This is a genomic window from Streptomyces kunmingensis, from assembly GCF_039533535.1.
Taxonomy (GTDB): Bacteria; Actinomycetota; Actinomycetes; order Streptomycetales; family Streptomycetaceae; genus Streptomyces; species Streptomyces kunmingensis.
Genome location: NZ_BAAATS010000005.1, coordinates 472,473 through 494,050, shown reverse-complemented (window position 1 = coordinate 494,050; position 21,578 = coordinate 472,473). Strand labels below are relative to the sequence as shown.

The following is a 21,578-nucleotide window of genomic DNA, read 5'->3' as shown; positions in this document are numbered from 1 at the left end:
ATGCCCGGACCACAGCTGACGAGACGCCACTTCGTCGCAGGATCAGGTGTGGCGGCGGGGGCCGCCGTGCTGAGCGTGGGGTCCGGCACCGCGCGGGCGGCGGCCGGCGCCCCCACGACCGGCCGGGAGCACGGGTCGTCCGCTGCCCCGCTCGCCGAACTCCCGCTCTCCGACGTGACGCTGCTCGACAGCCCCTTCCGGGCCAACATGCGCCGCACCTGCGCCTACCTGAAGGCGGTCGACCCCGACCGGCTGCTGCACACCTTCCGCACGAACGCCGGCCTGCCCTCGGACGCCGAGCCCTGCGGCGGCTGGGAGGCCCCCGACGTCCAGCTGCGCGGCCACACCACCGGGCACCTCCTGTCGGGCCTCGCCTTCGCCCACGCCAACACGGGCGACGAGGAGTACGCCGACAAGGCCCGCCACCTCGTGAACGCGCTCGCCGAGTGCCAACGGGCCGCGCCCGCGGCCGGGTTCACCGAGGGTTATCTCTCGGCCTTCCCCGAGCAGGTTTTCGCCGACCTGGAGGCTGGCGGCAAGCCCTGGGCGCCGTACTACACGATCCACAAGATCATGGCCGGGCTCCTCGACCAGTACCGGCTCTCCGGCAACCGGCAGGCCCTGGACGTCGTGAGGGCGATGGCCGGCTGGGTCGAGAGGCGCATGGCTCCGCTGGACGACACCCAGGTGCGCAATGTCCTGCGCGTCGAATGGGGCGGGATGAACGAGGTCCTCGCCGCCCTCCATCTGGCCACCGGTGACGCGGCCGCGCTGCGCACCGCACGCCGCTTCGACCAGGAGGACCTGTTCGCGCCGCTGGCCGCCGGGCGCGACGAACTCGACGGACACCACGCCAACACCGAGATCGCCAAGATCGTGGGCGCGGCACGGCTCTACGACGCCACGGGCGAGGAGCGCTACCGGGCGATCGCGGCCCACTTCTGGGACATCGTTGTCAACGACCATTCGTACGTCATCGGCGGCAACTCCAACCAGGAGCTTTTCGGACCGCCCGGCGAGATCGTCAGCCGCCTCTCCGAGGACACCTGCGAGAACTGCAACACCTACAACATGCTCAAGCTGGGCCGCCGCCTCTTCCTCCACGACCCCGGCAACGCCGCCTACATGGACCACCACGAGTGGGCGCTGAACAACCAGCTGCTCGGCGAGCAGGACCCGGACTCCGCGCACGGCTTCGTCACGTACTACACCGGTCTGTGGGCCGGTTCGCAGCGGCAGCCCAAGGGCGGCCTCGGCTCGGCGCCCGGCAGTTACAGCGGCGACTACGACAACTTCTCCTGCGACCACGGGACCGGCCTGGAGGCCCACACCAAGTTCGCGGACACCATCTACTTCAGGACGCGGGGGGCGGGGCGGGCCGCCTTGTACGTGAACCTGTACATCCCGTCCGAAGTCCGCTGGCGTGCACAAGGGGTGACGCTACGTCAGACAGGCGGTGGCCCGGACGGCCGTGGGCCGGTGCGGATCGCGGTCACCCGTGGCGCGGCCCGCTTCCGGCTCAAGGTCCGCATCCCCGGCTGGCTCGCCGACGCGGACCGGCGCCTCACCGCCCGCGCCACCGTCAACGGACGCGCCGTCGACACGTCCTCCGCCGCACCCGGCTCGTACCTGACCATCGACCGGCACTGGAAGACGGGCGACACGGTCGAGCTGACCTTCCCCCGCGCTCTCACCTGGCGCCCCGCCCCCGGCAACCCGCACGTAGGGGCCCTCTCGTACGGGCCGCTGGTCCTCGCCGGGGCGTACGGCACCGCCGCCTCGCCCACGATCCCGTCACTCGACCGGGCCTCCGTGCGCCAAGTCAGGCCGGGCGGAACCGAGTTCACGGCCACCGAGGTGGGCGGCAAGGTCATCTCCCTGCGGCCCTTCCACCAGATCCACCACGAGCACTACAACGTCTACTTCGCGACGGTGCCGCGCCCCGGCCGCCCCCGCGAGAGCGCCCGCTACCTCCTCACCGAAGGATCGGGCGACGCGGTCGCCGACGCCACCGGCAGCCACCCCGCCGGCCGGCTCACGGGTGGCGCCGCCTGGACCACCGGCCGCGACGGGCACACCGCGGCGGTCGCCCTGGACGGGATCAACGGCCATGTCGCGCTGCCCCCGGGCCTCATCACCGGCCTGGCCGAGCTGACCGTCAGCGCCTGGGTCCGCGTCGACACCCAGGTCAACTCGGCCCGGATCTTCGACCTCGGCTACCACAAGTCGACCTATCTCTTCCTCGCCGCCCGCACCGGCACCGGGCGCCCGCGCGCCGCACTGAAGATCGCCGGGATGGAGGGCGAGGACTTCGTCGACGCGGACGCGCCGTTGCCGACCGGTACGTGGACCCATGTGGCACTCACCGTGGGCGACGCCTCGGGAGTCCTCTACGTCGACGGAGCCGAAGCCGGCCGCAACGACGCCTTCGTCTCCTCGCCGCTGCTGCTGGGCGCGACCTCCCGCAACTACCTGGGCCGCTCGCAGAACTCCACCCACCCGTATCTGCACGGCGCCGTCGCCGGATTCCGCATCCACAACCGGGCCCTGCCCGCCGCCGACATCGCGGCGCTCGCCCGCGCGTGACCCGTCTTGGGCGTGACCCGTTCTGGGCGTGACCCGTCCTGCGTCTGACCCGTCCTGCGTCTGACCCGTCCTGCGTCTGACCCGTCCTGCGTCTGTCCCGCTCCGGGTCTGACCCGCCCCGCCCGTACGCCTGACCTGAGCAGAAAGCCTCGCCATGCCCGAACAGCACCCGGAACAGCACACCGATCTGCCGCTGTCCGCCCAGCCGTTGCCCGCCCTGTCCAGACGCGGCTTCGTCGCCGTCTCCGCGCTCACGGCCGCCGCCGTCACCGGTGGCCTGCCCGGCCTCGCCTTCGCCGACCGCGGCGCCGTCACCTACGACGCGGACGGATTCGCCGACCCGCGCCGCGACAGCCGGCCCGCCGTGTACTGGTACTGGAACGGGCCGGTCACCCGCGAACTCGTCTCCACTCAGATGGCCGACCTGCGGTCCAAGGGGCTGTACGAGGTCGTCGTCTTCCCGTACGACAACGCGGAGATGCAGCCGGCCTTCTTCACCGAGGAGTGGTTCGACATCGTCGGGCACGTCCTGGAGACCGCCGAGAAGACCGGCATGAAGGTGTGGCTGTTCAACGACAACCACTTCCCGAGCGGCCGCGCCGGATACTTCGTCACCAAGGGCGGCACGGTCGGCTCGCGCACCTACGAGCCGCGCCCCGACCTGCGGCTCAAAGGTCTGTGGCGGTCCACCGTCGTCGTCCAGGGGCCGCGCACCGTCAGCCTGTCCGAGACGACGGGCGTCGGGGTCGACACCGGGCAGCTGATCGCCGACGCCGCCGTCCTCGCCGGTCCCGCCGTGCTGCGGGCCGGCGCCGGCTGGGGAGACTGCACCGTCACCGCGAGCGCCAAGCCGGACGTCCTGGCCGCCGGGCTGCTGGTCCGCGCCTCGGCCGACGGCCGCGACGGGCTCCTCGTCGAGTTCGACCAGACGGGTGTCGTGACCCTGTCGCGGGTCGCCGACGGCACGGTGACCCAGGTCGCGAAGTCCACGCGTACCGACGGCTTCAACAAGACGAAGTTCCACACCCTCGCCGTCACCGTGAGCGGGGCCGGTGTCGCCGTCACATTGGACGGCAAGGACAAGGGCACCGTCACCGACGCCACGCTGACCCACCACAGCGTGGGCGTGCACGCCCGTGACGGGCAGCGATCCCTGTGGGAGGAGCTGAAGGTGACCGGCGCCGACGGCGCCGCCCTCTACACGCAGACCTTCGACGCCTCGTCGGCCGCAGGGGACTTCGCCGCCAGGACCGCGCCGAAGGGCGTCCCCGTGCCCGCCGCGGCGACCGCCCGACCGGCCGGCTCGACCGACGCCGCCGACCTCGTGGAACTCACCGGCCAGATAAAGAAGGGGAGTTGGCGCGTACCGGCGGGGGAGTGGCAGATCGACCTGTTCGGCGGCCTCGACCTCGTCGACGACTCGACCGGGTACGCCCGCGGCTACCTCGACCTCCTCGACGACGAACCGGTCGAGCTGTTCCTCTCCATCGTGCCCGGCGAGTACCACCGCCGCTTCCGCCGCTACTTCGGCACCGTCGTCAAGGGCTTCTGGGACGACGAACCGTTCATCGCCTCCGCCCAGCCGCACTCCTTCAAGCGCCGCCCCTGGTCGCCCACGCTCGCCGCCGCCCTCGACGGGATCGGCGCCGAGCCGGGACGCGCGTACGCGAGCGCCTTCGACGACCTCGGCGAGCAGGGCCGCGTACTGCGCGGACGCTACTGGCAGGCCGTCTCCGACCGGTTCTCGCGCTACTTCGAGAAGCAGTCCGAGTGGTACGCCGAGCGCGGGGTGCGCCTCATCACCAACCCGCTGTACGACGAGACGGCGCCCTCCAAGCGGATCGCCTCCACCGGCGACCTCCACAAGATCAACCAGTGGGCGCAGGTGCCGGGCGGCGACTGCATCACCGCCGAGTACGAGCTGGACACCCCGACGACGGACCCGCGCAACCCGGCCTCCGTCGCCCACCAGACCGGCCGGCCGCGCGTCCTCATGGAGATGTTCGGCAACATGGGCTGGCAGATCGCCCCCGACTTCATGCGGGCCCTCGTCGGCGCGTACGCCACCCGCGGCGTCAACCTCGCCGTCCTGCACGCCCTGTGGACCGACGAGACCCATGTGTTCTTCGCGCCGCCGTTCGGCCCCCGCAACCCGTGGTGGTGGGCGATGCCGCCGGTCTCCGCATGGATCGGCCGCGTCATGGAACTGGCCCGCGGCACCTCCGGCGCCCGCACCGCGCTGCTCCAGCCCCAGCGCGCCGCCGAGCAGTTCACCGGCACCCCACGGCAAGGCGAGGTCGACGACGCCTTCGCGGAGGCCGCCTACGCCCTGGAGCGGGCCCAGGTCGACTTCGACCTCGTCCACGAGGGCGCGCTGAGCGGCGACAAGGCGCTGCTCGCCCACGCGGAGACCGACAAGGGGCTGCTCCGGGTCGGCAAGGCCGCGTACGAACTCGTCGTCCTGCCCGCAACTCCCGTACTGGACACGGCGACCGCCCGGTCGCTGACCGCTTTCGTACGCTCCGGAGGCACGGTCGTCGCGGTCGGTGAGCCGCCCGCACTCGCGGCCGACGGCGACGACGCGGCACTCATGGGCGAACTGGGCAGGCTGTTCCGCGGCGAGCGCGCCACGCGCGTCGGCGACGTGGACGGTCTCGCCGCCGTGGCGCACGAGGCCGGCGTCCGGGCCGCCGTCCTCGAACCGGCCGCCGACGCCGTCCGTGTCCTGCGCACCACGCGCGGCGCCGACACCGCGTTCCTGTTCAACAACGAGAGCGGCGTCCGGGTGACCACCACGGCCCTGCTGCCCGCACAGGGCGAACCCGAGCTGTGGGACCCGGCCACCGGCACGGCCCGGCCCGCGCCTGTACGCGGCCTGCCCACCCGGCACGGGGTCCGCCTCCCGCTGGTCCTCGACCCGTACGAGACCCTCGCCGTCGTCGTCCGGCGCCGGGGCACGGCGACTCCGTACCTCACCCACACCGACGGGCTCTCCGTGAGCGCGGTGACCCGACACAGGAAGACCCTGCGGGTGACCGCCCTCGCCGACGCACCCGGCACCCACCGCCTCACCGGCCGCGACGGCGACCGCACGTACACGGGCACCGCGAAGATCACCGACCCGCTCACCCCGATCCCCGTCGACGGCGACTGGACGCTCACGGTCGACGAGGACGGCGTGGAGCCGGTCACCCGCCCGCTCGGCTCCTGGAGCGACATCGCCCCGCTCCACTCCGGCAGCGGCACCTACACCAAGGACGTCACCCTGACCGCCTCCGCGCTCCGCGGACGCCGCCTCCTGCTCGACCTCGGCACGGTCCGCGAAGTCGCCCAAGTGACGGTGAACGGGCGGGAGTTCGCGCCCGCGCTCTGGTCCCCGTACATCGTGGACGTGACGGACGGACTCAAGGCGGGCGTCAACCGGATCTCGGTGCGCGTCTCCAACACCCTCTCCAACGAACGCAACAAACCCCTGCCGTCCGGCCTCCTCGGCCCCGTCGTCCTCCACCCCCGCCGACCCCTCACCGTCGACCTCGCGCCGACCCGCGCCTGAGCGCCCGATCCCGAACCCGGAGACCTCCGCCATGACCCGACGCAGACACTCCCTGCTGCTCGCGACCGCGCTCACCGCCCTCGTCACCGTGGCCCCGTCCGCCGTGGCCACGCCCGGCGCGAGCAGCACGGCCACCGCACTGCGCACCCAGGCCCTCGACAGCGCCCTCGGCATCGACGACACCACCCCCGAACTGACCTGGCAGCTGCGCGGCGCCGCCCAGAGCGCCTACCGGATCCAGGCCGCCACCAGCCGCGCCGCACTCACCACGGGCCGCCCGGACCTGTGGGACTCCGGCAGGGTCACCTCCAAGGTGCCGCAGGCCACCTACGCGGGGCGCGGCCTCGGCTCCCGCGCCCGTGTGTACTGGCGCGTCCAACTGTGGTCGCCGGGCACGGGACGGGCCGCCGCCTGGAGCGCGCCGTCCGTGTTCGAGACCGGCCTGACCACCGCGAAGGACTGGTCCGCCGACTGGATCACCAACAAGGACTGGCAGCTGAGCAAGCGCACCGTCCAGCCGGTCACCGTCGCCCTGCCCCGCACCACCGCACGCTACGTACGCCTCGATGTCACCAGGCTCGGCCTGCCGTACGCCGACGACTTCCCGGCCCTCGCCCATCGTCTTCAGCTCGCCGAGATCGAGGTGAAGGACTCGACGGCCCCCGGGACGAACGCGGCCCTCGGCGCCACCGTCACCGCCTCCGAGACCGACACCGAGCGCAAGGTGTGGGAACCGAAGCTGGCGACCGACGGGCTGCCCAACAGCGCCTGGAATCAGGGGGCTGGCTACCAGAGCCGAACCCATGACAGCGACAGTCCCGACGCGCCCGTCACCCTCACCCTCGACCTGAAAGAAGCCAGGACCTTCGACCAGGTCGTCCTCTATCCGCGCGCGGACGTCCTCACCGCCGACGGTCGCGTCCCGAACTTCCCCGTCGACTACAGTCTCGCGGCGGCGGACGCGGCCGATGGTCCGTACACGACAGTCGCCCAGGTCACCGGGCAGCAGCCGCCGGAGCCCTATCTTCCGTCCGGACTCCCGGTGTTCGCCAAGGACTTCACCCTCCCCAAGGGCGTGCGCAAGGCCCGCCTCTACATGGCCGGGCTCGGCGTGTACGACGCGAACGTCAACGGGGAACCCGTCGGCGACGCCGTCCTCGAACCCGCCAACACCGACTTCGCCGACCGCGTCCAGTACGCCACGTACGACGTGACCGGCCAACTGAAGCGCGGCGCCAACGCGTTGAGCATCGAACTCGGCAACGGCATCTCCAACCAGCTCTCCACCGCCGACCGCTACCGCAAGCTGTACGGCAACAAGGCCGACCCCAAGCTCATCGCCCAGCTGGAGGTCACCCTCGCCGACGGCACGGTACGCCGGATCGCCTCCGGCACCGACTGGCGCACGGCGCTCGGCGCGACCACGTCCTCGAACTGGTACGGCGGCGAGGACTACGACGCCCGCCGCACCCCTACGTCCTGGGCCGCCGCGCGGCAGGTCGACGCCGCCGACACGCCCGCCACTCTCAGCGCCCGCGAGACCGAACCCGTCCGCGTCGTCGAAACCCTCAAGGGCACCGAGGTGTCCGGCGCGGCCGACGGCAGCCGCGTCTTCGACCTCGGCCGCAACATCGCGGGCTGGCCCGAGCTGACCGTCACCGCCCCCAAGGGCACCACGATCCGCGCCTACCCCGCAGAGGGGCTCAAGGACGGCCACGCCAACCAGTCCATCAGCAACGTCGGCGCGCCCCTGTGGGACAGCTACACCACCGGCAGCTCCCGGCGCGAGACCTGGCACCCCAAGTTCAGCTACCACGGCTTCCGTTACGTGGAGATCCGCGGCCTGCCGAAGGGCGCGACCGTGTCGGTGCGCGGCAAGGTCCTGCGCGCCGACAACAACTCGGCGGGCTCCTTCACCAGCTCCGACGACCTCATCAACGGCATCCACTCGATCACCCGCCGGGCCGTCGAGGGCAACATGATGAGCGTCCTCACCGACTGCCCCAGCCGCGAGAAGCTCGGCTGGCTCGAACAGGACCAGCTCGTCTTCCCGACCCTCGCCGCCAACTACGACATGCGGTCCTACCTCCGCAAGATCGTCCGCGACATGTCCGACGCGCAGACCACCGAAGGACTGATCCCCTCCACCGTCCCCGACTACGTCGAACTCGCCGGCACCTACCGCAACGACGCCAACTGGGGCGGCGCGTTCGTCCTCGTCCCCTGGCAGCTCTACACGACGTACGGCGACCAGGACACACTGCGCGCCTACTACCCGCAGATGAAGAAGTACGTGACCTTCCTGGAGCAGAAGGTCTCCGGCGGCCTCCTCGACTACTCGCTCGGCGACTGGTTCACCCCGGACAAGACCTTCCCCAAAACCGTCTCCGGCACATACGGCTACTGGCGCATCCTCGACGCGCTCAGTGACATCGCGGGCGTCCTCGGCCAGGACGAGGAGGCGGCGGCCTACCGGGCGAAGGCGGACGCGAGCGCGAAGGCGCTCTCCGACAAATACTTCGACGAGGAGACCGGTACGTTCGGCGGCGGCGGGCAGGGCGCCGAGGCGCTCGCGCTCGACATGGGCGCCTACCCCGACGGCGAACGCCCGCGCCTGCTCGCCCACTTGGTGGACTCGATCGAGGCCGCACGGCACCACCTGCTGCTCGGCGAGATCTCCCTGCCCGCCGCGTTCCGGGTGCTGTCGCAGGAAGGCCGCGACGACGTCGTCTACAAGGTTGCCACTCAGACCACCTCACCCAGCTACGGCTACCAGGTCCTCGCCGGCAACACCACGCTCGGCGAGAGCTGGGACGGCGGATCGGGCCAGTCGCAGAACCACTTCATGCTCGGCGCGATCGACGCCTGGTTCACCCGCGGCCTCGCCGGACTCGACCAGACACCGGACTCGATCGGCTACCGGAAGCTGCGCATCGCCCCGGCCGTCGTCGGCGACCTGACGTCGGCGCGGGCCACGTACACCACCCCCTACGGCGAGGCCGCGACCCAGTGGCGCCGCGACGGCGACCGGCTGACCCTGACCGCGCGCGTGCCCGCGGGCAGCACGGCCCGCGTCGAGATGCCCGTCTCCACCGGCCGCGTCACGGCGCCCGAGGGCGCGCGGCTCGTCGGCCGGGCGGACGGCGTGGCCACGTACGAGGTCGGCTCGGGGACCTGGACGTTCCGGTCGGCGTACACGCCGGTCCCGGAGGAGGGCCCCGCACTGTCCGACTGACCGAACGCCGAACGGGTCGTCCCCCGTAGACTCCCCCTGCCGCACCCGCTCACCTGGAGGTCCACGCCCGATGGCACAGTCCGTGGGGATCAAGGACGTCGCCCGTGTCGCCGGGGTGTCCGTGGGCACGGTCTCGAACGTCATCAACCGGCCCGCGACCGTCGCCGAGGAGACCCGGGCCCGCGTCCTCGCGGCCATCGACCGCCTCGGCTACGTCCGCAGCGAGTCAGCCCGCCAGCTGCGGGCGGGCCGCAGCCGCATCATGGGCCTGCTCGTCCTGGACATGGGCAACCCGTTCTTCGTGGACGTCGCGCGCGGCGCCGAGCGTGCCGCGCGCGACGCCGGGCTCGGCGTCATGGTGTGCAACAGCGCGCAGAGCCCGTCGGAGGAGGCCGAGTACCTCTCCCTCTTCGCCGAACAGCGGGTGCGCGGCGTGCTGCTCACCCCCGCCGAGGCGACCGGCCGCACCGTCGAGGGGTTCCGGCGCCACGACATCCCCTTCGTCCTCGTCGACCGCGTCGCCGAGGGCGCCACCGAATGCTCGGTCTCCGTCGACGACGTGAACGGGGGCGCGCTCGCCGTGCGCCACCTCGTCGACGCGGGACACCGCCGCATCGCCTACGTCAGCGGCCCGCCCGCGCTCAACCAGGTCAAGGACCGCCGCCAGGGCGCCCTGCGCGCACTCGCGGAGGCCGGGCTGCCCGGCTCCGCCCTGCACGAACTGCCCACCGAGCGGCTCGACGTCGCCGCCGGGCGCGACGCGGGCGCCCGTCTCCTCGGCCTCGCCGACCGCCCCACCGCCGTCTTCTGCGCCAACGACCTGCTCGCCCTCGGCGTCCTGCAGTCCATGTACGCGGCCGGCGTGCGGGTCCCCGAGGACGTGGCGATCGTCGGCTACGACGACATCGAGTTCGCCGCCGCCGCTGCCGTCCCGCTGACCTCCGTGCGCCAGCCCGCCGTCACCATGGGCGCGCTCGCCGCCGGCCTCCTTCTGGAGGAGATCGCCGCCGCCGACCACCCGGGCACCGCGCATGAGCACCGCCGTGTCGTGCTCCAGCCCGAACTCGTCGTCCGCGGCTCCAGTCTGGGCCCGCGCTGACACCTGCGACGGTCGTGTGCTGAACTGGGCGCGGACCCGGACGTCCGGAATCCGGGCAGCCCGCACCGTATGCAGAACTCCCGCACAGGAGCCGCTTTGAGCGCCGTCAGCTACCGCCAGCCCGGGGTCGTCCTCACCGACCGCCGTTTCTCCGTCCCCCTGGACCACGCTGTCCCGGACGGCGAACACATCGAGGTCTACGCGCGCGAGGCCGTCGCCGCGGGCCGCGAGGGCGAGGAACTGCCCTGGCTGCTCTACCTCCAGGGCGGCCCCGGTTTCGGCGCCAACCGGTTCTCCGGCAAGCAGGCATGGCTCGGCCGCGCCCTCCAGGATCACCGCGTCCTCCTCCTCGACCAGCGCGGCACCGGCGCCTCCACGCCCGTCAACCGGCAGACGCTCCCGCTGCGCGGCGACGCCGCCGCCCAGGCCGACTACCTCGCCCACTTCCGCGCCGACGCGATCGTCCGCGACAGCGAACTGATCCGCCGCGAGGTCACGGGCGGCGCGCCCTGGACGATCCTCGGCCAGAGCTTCGGCGGCTTCTGCGCCACCCACTATCTGTCGACCGCGCCCGAGGGCCTCACGGCAGCGCTCATCACGGGCGGCCTGCCGACCCTGGACGGCGACGCCGACGACGTGTACAGGGCCGCGTACCCGCGCATCGAGCGCAAGGTCCGGGCGCACTACGCCCGCTACCCGATGGACGTCGAGCGCGCGCGGGAGATCGCCGCGTACGTCCTGGAGCACGAGCCGGTCCTCCCGAACGGCTACCGCCTCACGTTGGAAGCGTTCCAGTCCCTCGGCATCTGGCTCGGCGGCGGCGACGGCAGCGACCGGCTGCACTACCTGCTGGAGGACGCGTTCGTACGCACCCCGGACGGGCGCGCGCTCTCGGACGCGTTCCAGGAGCAGGTGGCGTCGGCCCTCTCGTTCGCGGGCCACCCGATCTACGCGCTGCTGCACGAGGTGATCTACGCGCAGGGAGGCCGCGCCACGAACTGGGCGGCGGAGCGCGTGCGCGGGGAGTTCCCGCAGTTCGACGGCGAGAAGGCGCTCGCGTCCGGCGCGGCCCTGATGTTCACCGGGGAGTCGATCCACCCCTGGCAGTTCGACTGCGACCCGGCGCTGCGGCCCCTGCGCGACGTCGCGCAGGACCTGGCCACGCGTACGGACTGGGCGCCGCTGTACGACGCGACCCGGCTCGCGGCCAACGAGGTGCCGGTGGCGGCCGCCGTGTACCACGACGACATGTACGTCGACACCGGCCACTCCCTGCGGACGGCCGCCACCATCCGCGGCCTGCGCCCCTGGGTCACGAACGAGTTCGAGCACGACGGCGTACGAGCGGGTGGGCCCCGTGTCCTGGATCGGCTGCTCGGGATGGTGCGCGGGGAGGTGTGACGCCGCGGGGGTTCGGTCGGCGTGCCCGGCTGCGGCCCGGTGGGGCTTCCCGCGCAGTTCCCCGCGCCCCTGAGATGCGCACTGCGTGCGCCATCTCCGGGGCATGGGGCTGCGGCGAAGCCGCATGCTCCAGGGGCGCGGGGAACTGCGCGCTGAGCCACGACGGCGCGGCGGTCGGCCGACGAGCACACCCCGCCGAACGGCAGCCGGAAACGACCCGCACCCCGAGCGGAGCGCCTACGCTGCGGGGCATGAGCCCGCACGCGCCGAAGCCCGCGCAGACCCCGCTGGAGCCCATGCCCGACGACTGGACGCGCGCCCTCGCCGTGGTGGCCCACCCCGACGACCTGGAATACGGCTGCGCGGCGGCGATCGCCGCGTGGACCGACGCCGGGCGGGAGGTCACGTACGTCCTCGCGACCCGCGGTGAGGCCGGCATCGACACCCTCGCACCGGACACGTGCGGCCCGCTGCGCGAGCGGGAGCAGCGGGCCGGTGCCGCGGTCGTGGGCGTCGACACCGTCGAGTTCCTCGACCACAAGGACGGGGTCGTCGAGTACGGCACGGCGCTGCGCCGCGACATCGCCGCCGCGATCCGCCGCCACCGCCCGGAACTCGTCATCACCCTCAACCACCGCGACACCTGGGGCGGCGTCGCCTGGAACACCCCCGACCACGTCGCGGTCGGCCGGGCCACGCTCGACGCCGCGGGCGACGCGGGCAACCGCTGGATCTTCCCCGAGCTGACCGAGCGGGGCCTGGAGCCGTGGGACGGCGTGCGGTGGGTGGCAGTCGCCGGTTCCGCACAGCCCACGCACGCCGTCGACGCCACCGCAGGACTGGAGCGCTCGGTCCGCTCCCTGCTCGCCCACCGCACGTACATCGAGGCGTTGACGGACGAGGACCCGGAGACGTACTGCCGTACGTTCCTGACGCAGAACGCGCAGGCGGCGGCCGACCGGTTCGGCGGGAAGCCCGCGGTGGCCTTCGAGGTGTTCGGCCGGTAGGTGTCCGGCCGGTAGGCGTCCGTGGAGGAACGCGCCGGTCAGCGGAGGGGCGCGCCGGGTTTCGGCCAACTCGGTTGGCCAAGATTGTGGGAGACTCGGAGGCGTGGACACAGCCAAGCTCGAACTCGCCGCCCAGCGCTACCGGGACGCCGAAGAGGCTCTCGAAGGCGCCCGCCTCGACCTCCAGGCCGAAGCCATCGCGATCCTCGGCCAGGACGACGTACAGCGGGGCGAACAGGCGGAGGTGGCCCGGATCACCGGCTGGAGCCGCGAGTACCTGCGCCGCCTCCTGAAGGGCGCACCCGAAGCCCCCGAAGGACCGCGCCGATGATGGCACGCTCCAAGCTGATCCAGGAGCTGCGCCGCGGCGGCCACACCGCGGCGTCGGCCGCGCTCCTCGTCGAGGACTACGCCCATCAACTCGCCGTAGAGCTGAGGGAAGTCGGTCAGCGCGACGCCGCGGGCCTCATCGACCCCCGAGCGGGCCAGTGCACCTGCGGTGCCCCCGAGGGCGGCGACGAGGACAGCGAGCAGACCCGCCGGTACTGGTACCACTCCCGGTCCTGCCCGCTGGGCTCCGCGTAGCCGCTCAGTCGCTCAGTCGCGACGGGCGGTCGCCGCGGCGGTCAGTCCCGGTCCGTCCAGCCGGTCGCCGACGTCACCTCGCGCGCGATGTCGACGACGCTCCGCCCGTCCGTCACCACTCGCGCCGTCTCCGGAGGGCACCGCTGATCCAGGAGCCGCGCCTTGCGTGCGCTGCCCGCCAGTTCGTGCTCCAGTTCGGAGCCGAGTTCGCGGCCCGTAAGGCGCTCGCGGGCGGTGGCGTCGGTGGCGGTGAGCAGCACTCTGGTGATCCGTACCTTCGGGCCCATGGCGCGCTCGAACATGCCGGTCGTCTCGGGGAGCACGCTCGCCGTGTTCGTGTAGATCAGGCGGCGGCAGCCGGTCCCGGCGAAGTTGGCCCAGACCGCCGTCAAGTTCCGCTCGGTGATGTCCGACCGGTGCGGATCGCCCTCGGGGGCCGGATGTATCTGGCCCATGAAGTCGCCCTCGATGACCGCGTGCGGGACCGCCGCGGCGCGCAGGAACACCGAGACCTCCCAGGCCACCGTCGTTTTGCCGACACCGGCCCGGCCGCCGATGAGGAGTACTTCCGCGTCGTCATCCATGGGGCGAGCGTGCCAGGAGGCGTCACCCGTACGCGAGGCCATTTCGCTCCGCCCGGTCAACGGGTGGGCGCGCGGAGCACTATCGTGGCCTGATGGTTGCCGAGCTGATCCGTATCGTCTCCCGTTCCTCCCCGATGGCGCTGGCCCAGGTGGAGCGCGTCCGCGCCGAACTCGCCGCACTCCATCCGGGGATCCGCACCGAGGTCGTCCCCGTCACCACCAGCGGCGACAGGTGGATGGGCGATCTCTCGAAGCTCGGCGGCAAGGGGGCCTTCACCAAGGAGGTCGACCAGGCGCTGCTCGACGGGCGCGCCGATCTCGCCGTGCACTGCCTCAAGGACATCCCGGCCGACCGGCCGCTGCCCGAAGGGTGCACGTTCGGCGCCTACCTGAAGCGTGACGACGTCCGCGACGCGCTGATCGATCCGCAGGGACGGACCCTGGACGAGCTGCCCGAGGGCACCCGCATCGGGACGTCGTCCGTGCGCCGGGTGGCTCAACTGGCAGCCACGCACCCGCACTTGGCGTGCGTACCGATGCGGGGCAACGCCAACCGCCGCCTGGAGAAGCTCGCGGCGGGCGACGCGGACGCGCTGCTCCTCGCCGTGTCGGGGCTCGAGCGGATCGGGCGCCCCGACCTCATGACGGACGTGCTGCCGCCGGAGCTGATGTGCCCGCCGATCGGGGCCGGCATCCTGGCCCTGCAGTGCCGTGCCGACGACGAGGCGACCCTCGACACGGTGCGGGGGCTCGGGCACCGGGACACCTGGCGGGAGGCGACCGCCGAGCGCATGTTCCTGCATGTGCTGCAGGGACACTGCAACTCGCCGGTCGCCGGCTACGCACGGGCCGAGCGCAGCGGTGATCTGTCGCTGCGGGCCTGTGTGTTCACGCCCGACGGGAAGCGCGTGCTGAACGCGCAGGAGTGGGCCGGACCGCTGGACCCCGCGACGCTGGGCATGTCCGTGGCGGTGGCGCTGCTGCGGCAGGGGGCACGGGAGCTGATCGACGGCATCGCGCACTGAGCGCCCGCACTGAGCGCCATTGACAGCCGGACCCGGACCCGGACCCGGACCCGGACCCGGACCCGGACCCGGGACCGCGACCGTCAAGCTCATCGCTCCGCGCGTTCCAGCGGCGGGTGGCCGACAGTCTTCCGCGGCGCACGGGGAAGCCCGCGTGCCGCCACGGCACCGGCGCAGGCCACCAGCGCCAGGACGGTCAGCGTCGGCCCCAAGGCGCCGGTGAAATCCCGGTCCGACGCGAGCAGTGTCGTGGAGAGAGCCACGCCGAGCGCCGGTCCCACGTTCATCGCCGTCTGCTGGAGCCCGCCCGTCACCCCGGCGTCGGCCGCCGCGGCCCGGCGGACGAGCACCTCCGTAGCGGTGACCATGACGGTCCCGAAGCCCGTGCCCATGGCGAACGCGCAGGCCCCGACGGCCAGGACCGTGGCCGCGGCGTCGAGGCGGCCGAAGGCGAAGGCGCCGAGCGCCATGAGGACCATGCCCGCCCCGGTCGTCGTCCGCGCCCCCAGGCGCCGCAGCAGCACGGCGCTCAGCGGCGCGGCGAGGACCATGCACAGCGCGGCGGGCAGCATGCACAACGCCGTGTCGAGAGCGTCGAGCCCGAGCACGTCCTGAAGGAAGTACGACGCCACGAACAGCGTGCCGAACAGGGCGGCCGAGGCGGCCAGCAGGATGCCGAGCGCCGCCACGACCACCGGCGAGGCCACGACGGGCGGCGGCAGCAGCGGACTCGGCGTGCGGCGTTCGTGGCGGACCAGCGCCGCGCCCGCCACGATCGCACCGCCCAGCGCGAGGACCGTGCCCGCCGACCAGCCCGCGTCGGGCAGCGTGACGAGCGCCGTGACCAGGCAGGCCAGCGAGGTACCGAGCAGCAGCACACCGCCCGGGTCCAGGCCCACCGCCGCTCCCGGCGCCGCCGACGGCTCCGGCTCCCGTGCGCGCAGGACCAGCAGGGCGATCACCACCGCGGGCAGTACCCCGAGGAAGAACACGGAACGCCAGCCGAAGTGCGCGGTCAGGACGCCGCCGATCAGGGGCCCGGCGGCCGCCGAGACGCCGATCGCGCTCGTGCGCAGCGCGATCGGCATGCCCAGCCGGTCCGGCGGGTACGCCGCCCGCAGCATGCCGAGCGTCGCGGGTTGCAGCAGCGCGCCGCTGACGCCCTGCACGACGCGCAGCGCGATCACCCAGCCGATGTCCGGCGCGCATCCGATCCCCGCCGACGTGGCGGCGAAGCCGAGCATGCCGAGAGCGAAGAGCCGCCGGTGCCCGTACCGGTCGCCGAGCCTCCCCGCGAACACCAGCAGGCTCGCCACGGCGATCAAGTAGCCGGTACTGGTCCACTGCGCCTGGGCCAGCGAGGCGTCCAGGTCGTGCTGGAGCGCGGGCCGGGCGACGGTCAGGACCGTGCCGTCGAGAGCGACGAGGACGGCCCCGACGACGCTGCCGGCGAGCGTGACGCGGCGGTACGACAGCACGCTCATCGCGACACCTGCCCCAGATGGGCGTCGAGCACCGCGGTGATCAGTGGCTCGACGTCGTCGCCGCCGACAGCGAGCTGAAGGCTGCCCCAGCCCCACAGTTGGGCGACTCCGTGCAGGTTCGCCCACAAGGCACCTGCCACCACCGCCGGTTCGGATTTCGGCCGGACGGAGGCGACCAGCTCCGTCAGCATCCCGAAGAGCGGAAGGCTCGTCTCACGCAGGCCCAACGTACCGCTCTCCAACACGTCGTGACGGAACATCAGCTCGTACATGCCGCGATGGCGTGCCGCGAAGTCGAGGTAGACCCGGGCCAGTACGGCGAGTTGCGCGCGGGGGTCGTCCGCGCCCGCCCCGCCGCTCTGCACCGCCTGCGCCGCGCGTGCGCCCAGGTCCGTGAAACCACGCCGTGCGATCGCCGACAGCAGCTCCAGGTGCGTAGGGAAGTAGCGGCGGGGCGCGCCGTGCGAGACGCCCGCCGAACGGGCGATCTCCCGCAAGGTCAGCGCCGCCGCGCCCCGGGCGTCGACCAGTGCGACGCCGGTGTCGATGAGGCGGTCCCGCAGGCCGCCGCCAGAACTGTCCGTCTGCATAGACACTGTCTACCGGAGAGGAGTAGACGGTGTCTACTCCCTTCGTGCGGCTACCCGTCCCTTCTAGGTGCAGGGCAACACCGCTACGCTGCGCGCCGCCGGCGCCGCCGCACCGTTCGCGACCGGCGTGACCGTTCACGACCGGCAGGGGGCCGCATGATCGATACGACCGACACCCGCATCCCCGACGGCGAGGCGCGGCGGCTGCGCCTGGACGTGGAGAAGGACGGGATCGGCGTCCTCACGCTCTGCCGCCCGGCCGCACTGAACGCCTGGAGCTGGGAGTCGACCCGGCAGCTCGGTGTCATGGCCGACCGGATCCGCTTCGACGACCGCATCCGCGTCGTCCTGCTGCGGGCCGAAGGGCGGGCCTTCTGCGCGGGCATCGACGTCGGCGCCCCCGGCGGCGGTATCGAGGGGGAGAGCGGCTCCGCGCGCAGCCGCGCCTACTACGAGGGCATCCGCTGGGCGCACGAGCGGTTCGCCGCGTTCGCCCGGCTGCCGCAGCCCGTGGTCGCGGCCGTGCGGGGGTACTGCCTCGGCTTCGGGTTCGAGCTCGCGCTGATGGCGGACCTGCGCGTCGCGGCCGACGACGCCGTGTTCGCCCTGCCCGAGGCGCAGTTGGGCGTCGCCGTCGACGCGGGCGGCGACCTGCGGATCGCGCGGGAGGCGGGCGCGGGCTGGGCGAAGTTCCTGGCACTCACCGGACGCCGCATCGACGCGGACACCGCGCACCGGCTCCACCTGGTCCAACAGGTCGTCCCCGGCGCGGAGTTGGCACGGTCCGCTCATGACCTGACCGCCGAGATCGCCGCGAACGCACCCCTCGCCGTGCAGTCCGTCAAACGCGACATCGACGCCTACGCCGACCACGGGCTCGGCGCGGCTCTGGACCGGGTGGCCATGAGTGCGGCCCTCACCCTCACCTCCGACGACGCGATGGAAGGCTTCACGGCGAAAGCGACCCGCAGACCCCCGGAGTTCCGCGGCGCATGATCCCGTCCCCGGCCTGATCCCTCCCCGGCCGGGACCGCCCGCGGCCCGCCCGTGGCGGACTGCCGCGGGCGCGCCGGATGCGTCACGATGACCGGACGCTTCCCGCGGGGCCCGGCGCCCCGCCCGACGGAGAGGTCACCATGACCACCGCGCCCTTCGACCCGCGCTCCCTGCTCGCGGACAGCCGCCTCGGCGTCCTCGCCACGCTCAAGTCCGACGGCCGCCCCCAACTGTCACCCGTCATGCCCTTCTACGACCGGTCGAGCGAGACCCTGTACGTGTCGATGACCGAGGGCCGCGCCAAGACGGCGAACCTGCGCCGCGACCCGCGCGCCGCGCTGGAGGTGACCAGCGCCGACGGCCGCTCCTGGGCCACCGCCGAGGGCGTCGTGAAACTCACGGGCCCCGGCACCGACCCGCACGGCCCTGAAGTCGAGGCGCTGGTCGCGTACTACCGCGAGGCATCGGGCGAGCACCCGGACTGGGACGAGTACCGGTCGGTCATGGTGTCCGACCGCCGGGTGCTGATGGCCATGAGCGTGGCTCACGTGTACGGGGAGCGCATCGGCTGACCCCGGCCACCCGGGCTCCAAGGTGACCCGGCCTTGAAGGCCACCCGGGCTCGAAAGTCACCCGGCCGTCAAGGTCACCCGGCCTCGAACGGCCCGCGCCCCAGCTGCTCCCGCACCGTCGCCACGGGGGCGTTCACCAGGTCGCGTCGCTGCCAGTTCGCGCCGTCCACCACCAGCGTGTGCCCGCTGACGAACCGCGCGTAGGGCGAGGCGAGGAAGGTCGCGGCCCAGCCCAGCTCCCGTGGCGCGCCCACCCGCAGGGCGGGCTGGCGCGCACCGGGATCCTCGGCGCGGTCCAGCTGGGAGCGGATGTCGGGCGTCATGTCGTCGTGCGGCATGAGGCCCGGCACCAGCCCGTTGACCTGGATGCCGTACGGGCCCCACTCCACGGCCAGCGTCTCCACCAGGTTCCGCACGCCCGCCTTCGCCGCCGCGCTGTGCGCGAAACCCGGGCCGCCCGTCCACGCGTACGACGCGTCGACGGCGAGCACCGAACCCGGGGTGCCGGCGGCCAGGTGCCGGCGGCCGAACTCGCGGGTCATGAAGAACGTACCGTTGAGCGTGATGTCGACGACGGCGCGCCAGCCGTTCGGCGTCAACTCCTCGGCCGGTGACGGAAAGTTGGCGGCCGCGTTGTTCACCAGCACGTCCGGGAGCCCGCCGTGCGCCGCCCCGGCCGCGTCGAAGACCTCGGCGATACGCTCCGGATCCCGGATGTCACAGGTCGCCGCCGTGACCGGCCCCGCACCCTCGACGGCCGCCAACTCCTCGCGGGCAGAGGCCAGATGCTCCTTCCGGCGGCCGACGATCAGCACGGCGGCGCCGAGTCGCGCGAACTCCGCTGCGATGGCCCGGCCGAGCCCGGTGCCGCCGCCGGTCACCAGGACGAGCCGGCCGTCGTAGGTGCCCGGGGGCAGTGCGGCGGCGCCGAGCGGGGGAGGGGCGGGCAGCCCCTGCGGTGCGCCGGAGGACGGCATGCGAGTCATGCGGGCATGCATACCGCGTAGGCCCTCAACCCTCCATGCTCGCGCGGCACTTCACGATCCGGCCGGCCGCGAGCGCGGCGCTTCACCTTCCGGCCGATGGCGAGCGCGGCACGTCATGCACCGACCGACCCGGCCCGTGCCGTGCGGGCGCGGGCCACGGCGCGCTCGCCCTCCGGCGAGAACACCCCTTCCTTGCGCCGCTCGGCCGCCCGCGCCAGATCGGCGTGGAGCAGCTCGGCGTTGAGGGTCGCCCCGGCCCGGTAGCCGGCGCTCGCCGCGTTCACCACCTGCTCCGCGGGGCCCGTCGCGTTGCCCACCGCCCAGACGCCCGGCACGCTGGTCAGCCCCGTCGGGTCCACGTCGGTGAACGGGCCGGCCGGGGTGTCCTTGGTGCGGGCGCCGAGCGCGGTGAGCAGCGAGTCGCGCGGCGTCATCCGCGGCGGCACCACGAACACGGAGCGTGCGAACTCCCGTCCGTCGGCGAGCCGCACCCCGCTCAGCGCGTCGTCGGTCACGACCAGCCCGTCGAGCTTGCCGCTCACCACGCTCACCCCTGCCGCCGCCAGCAACTGCCAGTCGGCGTCCGGGAGGTCGTCCTCGTCGGCGCCGTCCAGGAACAGGGTCACGTCGTGCGACAGCTGGCTGAACAGAAGGGCCTGGTGGCTGCCGGACGCCTGCGAGTACAGGACGCCGATCGCCTGGTCCCGCACCTCCCAGCCGTGGCAGTACGGGCAGTGGATCACGTCGTTGCCCCAGCGCTCGGCGACGCCGGGGAGGTCGGGCAGCTCGTCCACCAGGCCGGTGGCGACGACGAGCCGGCGCGCGTGCACCAGGCCGCCGTCCGCCAGCGTGACGTCGAACGCGTCGGCCCCGTCCGGCTCGGCCGCCGTCACCCGGCCCCGGACCAGCTCCACGCCGTAGGCGGCGATCTCGCGCCGCACCTCGGCCAGGAACGCGCCGGGTGCCATGCCGTCCCGCGACGGGTAGCCGTGCATGTGCGCGGCCGGAGCGTTGCGCGGCTCGCCCGCGTCGACGACGAGCACCGAGCGGCGTGAGCGGCCCAGGATCAGTGCCGCCGACAGGCCGGCCGCCCCGCCGCCGACGACCACGACGTCGTACGAGTCCTTGCTGTGCTGCTGCGTGCGCATGGTGACCACCTCGTTCGTACGGTGAGCGCTGCGGCTCCCTTGCTCCCGAACATGCACCCGGCTCTGCGGTATTGACAAACAGACTTGCCGAAACTGCAATGGAAAGATGAAACAGCACACCCATGACCGAGAAGACGGGGAGTCCGAGGCGAGCATGGACGCCGTGCTCGGCGGTGTCGGGCCGCGCCTGCGCGCCCTGCGCAAGGAGCGCGGCGCCACGCTCTCCGGCCTCTCCGAGACCACCGGCATCTCCGTCAGCACGCTCTCCCGCCTGGAGTCGGGCCTGCGCAAGCCCAGCCTGGAGCTGCTCCTGCCGATCGCCCGCGCCCACCAGGTGCCGCTGGACGAGCTGGTCGGCGCCCCGCCGGTCGGTGACCCGCGCGTGCGCCTGAAGCCGATCCGGCACTTCGGCCGGACGATGATCCCGCTCACCCGCCAGCCCGGCGGGCTCCAGGCGTACAAGGTGATCGAGCCGGAGCGGAAGATCGAGCCGGATCCGAGGACGCACGAGGGCTACGAGTGGCTGTACATGCTCTCCGGCAAGCTGCGGCTGGTCCTCGGCGATCACGATGTGGTCCTCGGTCCCGGCGAGGCGGCCGAGTTCGACACGCGTGTGCCGCACTGGTTCGGGTCGACGGGGGAGGGGCCCGCCGAGTTCCTCAGCCTCTTCGGGCCGCAGGGCGAGCGCATGCACGTCCGGGCGCGGCCCACGCGGGGCGCCGAGTGA

The 21,578-nt window shown here is 73.0% G+C and carries 17 protein-coding genes; 12 read left to right on the top strand and 5 right to left on the bottom strand.

Translation table 11 applies throughout. The annotated features are described in order from the left end of the window. The 8 genes from ABD366_RS07480 to ABD366_RS07445 all read left to right on the top strand — a co-directional run bounded on the left by ABD366_RS07480 (position 1) and on the right by ABD366_RS07445 (position 13,466). Positions 1-2,586, top strand: a complete 2,586-nt coding sequence (locus ABD366_RS07480) for a beta-L-arabinofuranosidase domain-containing protein (protein ID WP_324770519.1) — start codon at positions 1-3, stop codon at positions 2,584-2,586. Positions 2,587-2,740: 154 nt separating this feature from the next. Further along, positions 2,741-6,139 (top strand): glycosylhydrolase-like jelly roll fold domain-containing protein, encoded by a 3,399-nt coding sequence (locus ABD366_RS07475; RefSeq protein WP_324770520.1) that lies wholly within the window; start codon positions 2,741-2,743, stop codon positions 6,137-6,139. A 31-nt stretch (positions 6,140-6,170) separates the two neighbouring features. Beyond that, positions 6,171-9,374, top strand: a complete 3,204-nt coding sequence (locus tag ABD366_RS07470; protein WP_324770522.1) for a family 78 glycoside hydrolase catalytic domain — start codon at positions 6,171-6,173, stop codon at positions 9,372-9,374. 70 nt (positions 9,375-9,444) lie between these two features. Further along, on the top strand, positions 9,445-10,473 hold the full coding sequence (locus ABD366_RS07465) for a LacI family DNA-binding transcriptional regulator (RefSeq protein ID WP_324770523.1): 1,029 nt from the start codon (positions 9,445-9,447) through the stop codon (positions 10,471-10,473). 69 nt (positions 10,474-10,542) lie between these two features. Further along, positions 10,543-11,874 (top strand): alpha/beta fold hydrolase, encoded by a 1,332-nt coding sequence (locus ABD366_RS07460; RefSeq protein ID WP_324770524.1) that lies wholly within the window; start codon positions 10,543-10,545, stop codon positions 11,872-11,874. A 251-nt stretch (positions 11,875-12,125) separates the two neighbouring features. Further along, positions 12,126-12,881: a PIG-L deacetylase family protein gene (locus tag ABD366_RS07455; protein ID WP_324770525.1), complete on the top strand. Its 756-nt coding sequence runs from the start codon at positions 12,126-12,128 to the stop codon at positions 12,879-12,881. Between the two features lie 103 nt (positions 12,882-12,984). Continuing rightward, positions 12,985-13,212, top strand: a complete 228-nt coding sequence (locus tag ABD366_RS07450) for a hypothetical protein (protein WP_324770526.1) — start codon at positions 12,985-12,987, stop codon at positions 13,210-13,212. Next, complete coding sequence (locus ABD366_RS07445) at positions 13,209-13,466, top strand: hypothetical protein (RefSeq protein WP_324770528.1); 258 nt, start codon at positions 13,209-13,211, stop codon at positions 13,464-13,466. The genes ABD366_RS07450 and ABD366_RS07445 overlap by 4 nt, the downstream gene beginning before the upstream one ends. Before the next feature lie 41 nt (positions 13,467-13,507). Here the strand turns inward: ABD366_RS07445 and ABD366_RS07440 are convergent, their stop codons facing one another. Next, positions 13,508-14,050 (bottom strand): hypothetical protein, encoded by a 543-nt coding sequence (locus ABD366_RS07440; protein WP_324770529.1) that lies wholly within the window; start codon positions 14,048-14,050, stop codon positions 13,508-13,510. 92 nt (positions 14,051-14,142) lie between these two features. Between ABD366_RS07440 and hemC the strand changes: the two genes are divergently transcribed. Further along, a complete protein-coding gene (gene hemC / locus ABD366_RS07435) occupies positions 14,143-15,075 on the top strand; it encodes a hydroxymethylbilane synthase (protein ID WP_411293748.1) in 933 nt (310 codons plus the stop codon). 89 nt (positions 15,076-15,164) lie between these two features. Here hemC and ABD366_RS07430 read toward each other — a convergent pair whose 3' ends face one another. Then, positions 15,165-16,559, bottom strand: a complete 1,395-nt coding sequence (locus ABD366_RS07430) for an MFS transporter (RefSeq protein WP_324770530.1) — start codon at positions 16,557-16,559, stop codon at positions 15,165-15,167. Continuing rightward, the gene (locus ABD366_RS07425) at positions 16,556-17,149 is read right to left on the bottom strand and encodes a TetR/AcrR family transcriptional regulator (protein WP_324770531.1); all 594 of its coding nucleotides are present in this window, start codon (positions 17,147-17,149) and stop codon (positions 16,556-16,558) included. The genes ABD366_RS07430 and ABD366_RS07425 overlap by 4 nt, the downstream gene beginning before the upstream one ends. 156 nt (positions 17,150-17,305) lie before the next feature. Here ABD366_RS07425 and ABD366_RS07420 point away from each other — a divergent pair, with 156 nt between their 5' ends. Continuing rightward, entirely contained in the window at positions 17,306-18,145 is an 840-nt protein-coding gene (locus tag ABD366_RS07420; RefSeq protein WP_324770532.1) for an enoyl-CoA hydratase/isomerase family protein, read from the top strand. A 140-nt stretch (positions 18,146-18,285) separates the two neighbouring features. Beyond that, a complete protein-coding gene (locus tag ABD366_RS07415; protein WP_324770533.1) occupies positions 18,286-18,717 on the top strand; it encodes a PPOX class F420-dependent oxidoreductase in 432 nt (143 codons plus the stop codon). 74 nt (positions 18,718-18,791) lie between these two features. Here ABD366_RS07415 and ABD366_RS07410 read toward each other — a convergent pair whose 3' ends face one another. Further along, entirely contained in the window at positions 18,792-19,703 is a 912-nt protein-coding gene (locus ABD366_RS07410; protein WP_324770534.1) for an SDR family oxidoreductase, read from the bottom strand. A gap of 113 nt (positions 19,704-19,816) precedes the next feature. Then, positions 19,817-20,851, bottom strand: coding sequence for an NAD(P)/FAD-dependent oxidoreductase (locus ABD366_RS07405; RefSeq protein WP_324770535.1), 1,035 nt, complete (start codon positions 20,849-20,851; stop codon positions 19,817-19,819). 106 nt (positions 20,852-20,957) lie between these two features. Here ABD366_RS07405 and ABD366_RS07400 point away from each other — a divergent pair, with 106 nt between their 5' ends. Further along, positions 20,958-21,578 (top strand): helix-turn-helix domain-containing protein, encoded by a 621-nt coding sequence (locus ABD366_RS07400; protein ID WP_411293749.1) that lies wholly within the window; start codon positions 20,958-20,960, stop codon positions 21,576-21,578.

Bases quoted from the DNA above. Each gene is read 5' to 3' on its own strand.
- ABD366_RS07480 (WP_324770519.1), top strand. From the start codon at position 1: ATGCCCGGACCACAGCTGACGAGACGCCACTTCGTCGCAGGATCAGGT.
- ABD366_RS07475 (WP_324770520.1), top strand. From the start codon at position 2,741: ATGCCCGAACAGCACCCGGAACAGCACACCGATCTGCCGCTGTCCGCC.
- ABD366_RS07470 (WP_324770522.1), top strand. From the start codon at position 6,171: ATGACCCGACGCAGACACTCCCTGCTGCTCGCGACCGCGCTCACCGCC.
- ABD366_RS07465 (WP_324770523.1), top strand. From the start codon at position 9,445: ATGGCACAGTCCGTGGGGATCAAGGACGTCGCCCGTGTCGCCGGGGTG.
- ABD366_RS07460 (WP_324770524.1), top strand. From the start codon at position 10,543: ATGCAGAACTCCCGCACAGGAGCCGCTTTGAGCGCCGTCAGCTACCGC.
- ABD366_RS07455 (WP_324770525.1), top strand. From the start codon at position 12,126: ATGAGCCCGCACGCGCCGAAGCCCGCGCAGACCCCGCTGGAGCCCATG.
- ABD366_RS07445 (WP_324770528.1), top strand. From the start codon at position 13,209: ATGATGGCACGCTCCAAGCTGATCCAGGAGCTGCGCCGCGGCGGCCAC.
- ABD366_RS07440 (WP_324770529.1), bottom strand. From the start codon at position 14,050: ATGGATGACGACGCGGAAGTACTCCTCATCGGCGGCCGGGCCGGTGTC.
- hemC (WP_411293748.1), top strand. From the start codon at position 14,143: ATGGTTGCCGAGCTGATCCGTATCGTCTCCCGTTCCTCCCCGATGGCG.
- ABD366_RS07430 (WP_324770530.1), bottom strand. From the start codon at position 16,559: ATGAGCGTGCTGTCGTACCGCCGCGTCACGCTCGCCGGCAGCGTCGTC.
- ABD366_RS07425 (WP_324770531.1), bottom strand. From the start codon at position 17,149: ATGCAGACGGACAGTTCTGGCGGCGGCCTGCGGGACCGCCTCATCGAC.
- ABD366_RS07420 (WP_324770532.1), top strand. From the start codon at position 17,306: ATGATCGATACGACCGACACCCGCATCCCCGACGGCGAGGCGCGGCGG.
- ABD366_RS07415 (WP_324770533.1), top strand. From the start codon at position 18,286: ATGACCACCGCGCCCTTCGACCCGCGCTCCCTGCTCGCGGACAGCCGC.
- ABD366_RS07410 (WP_324770534.1), bottom strand. From the start codon at position 19,703: ATGACTCGCATGCCGTCCTCCGGCGCACCGCAGGGGCTGCCCGCCCCT.
- ABD366_RS07405 (WP_324770535.1), bottom strand. From the start codon at position 20,851: ATGCGCACGCAGCAGCACAGCAAGGACTCGTACGACGTCGTGGTCGTC.
- ABD366_RS07400 (WP_411293749.1), top strand. From the start codon at position 20,958: ATGAAACAGCACACCCATGACCGAGAAGACGGGGAGTCCGAGGCGAGC.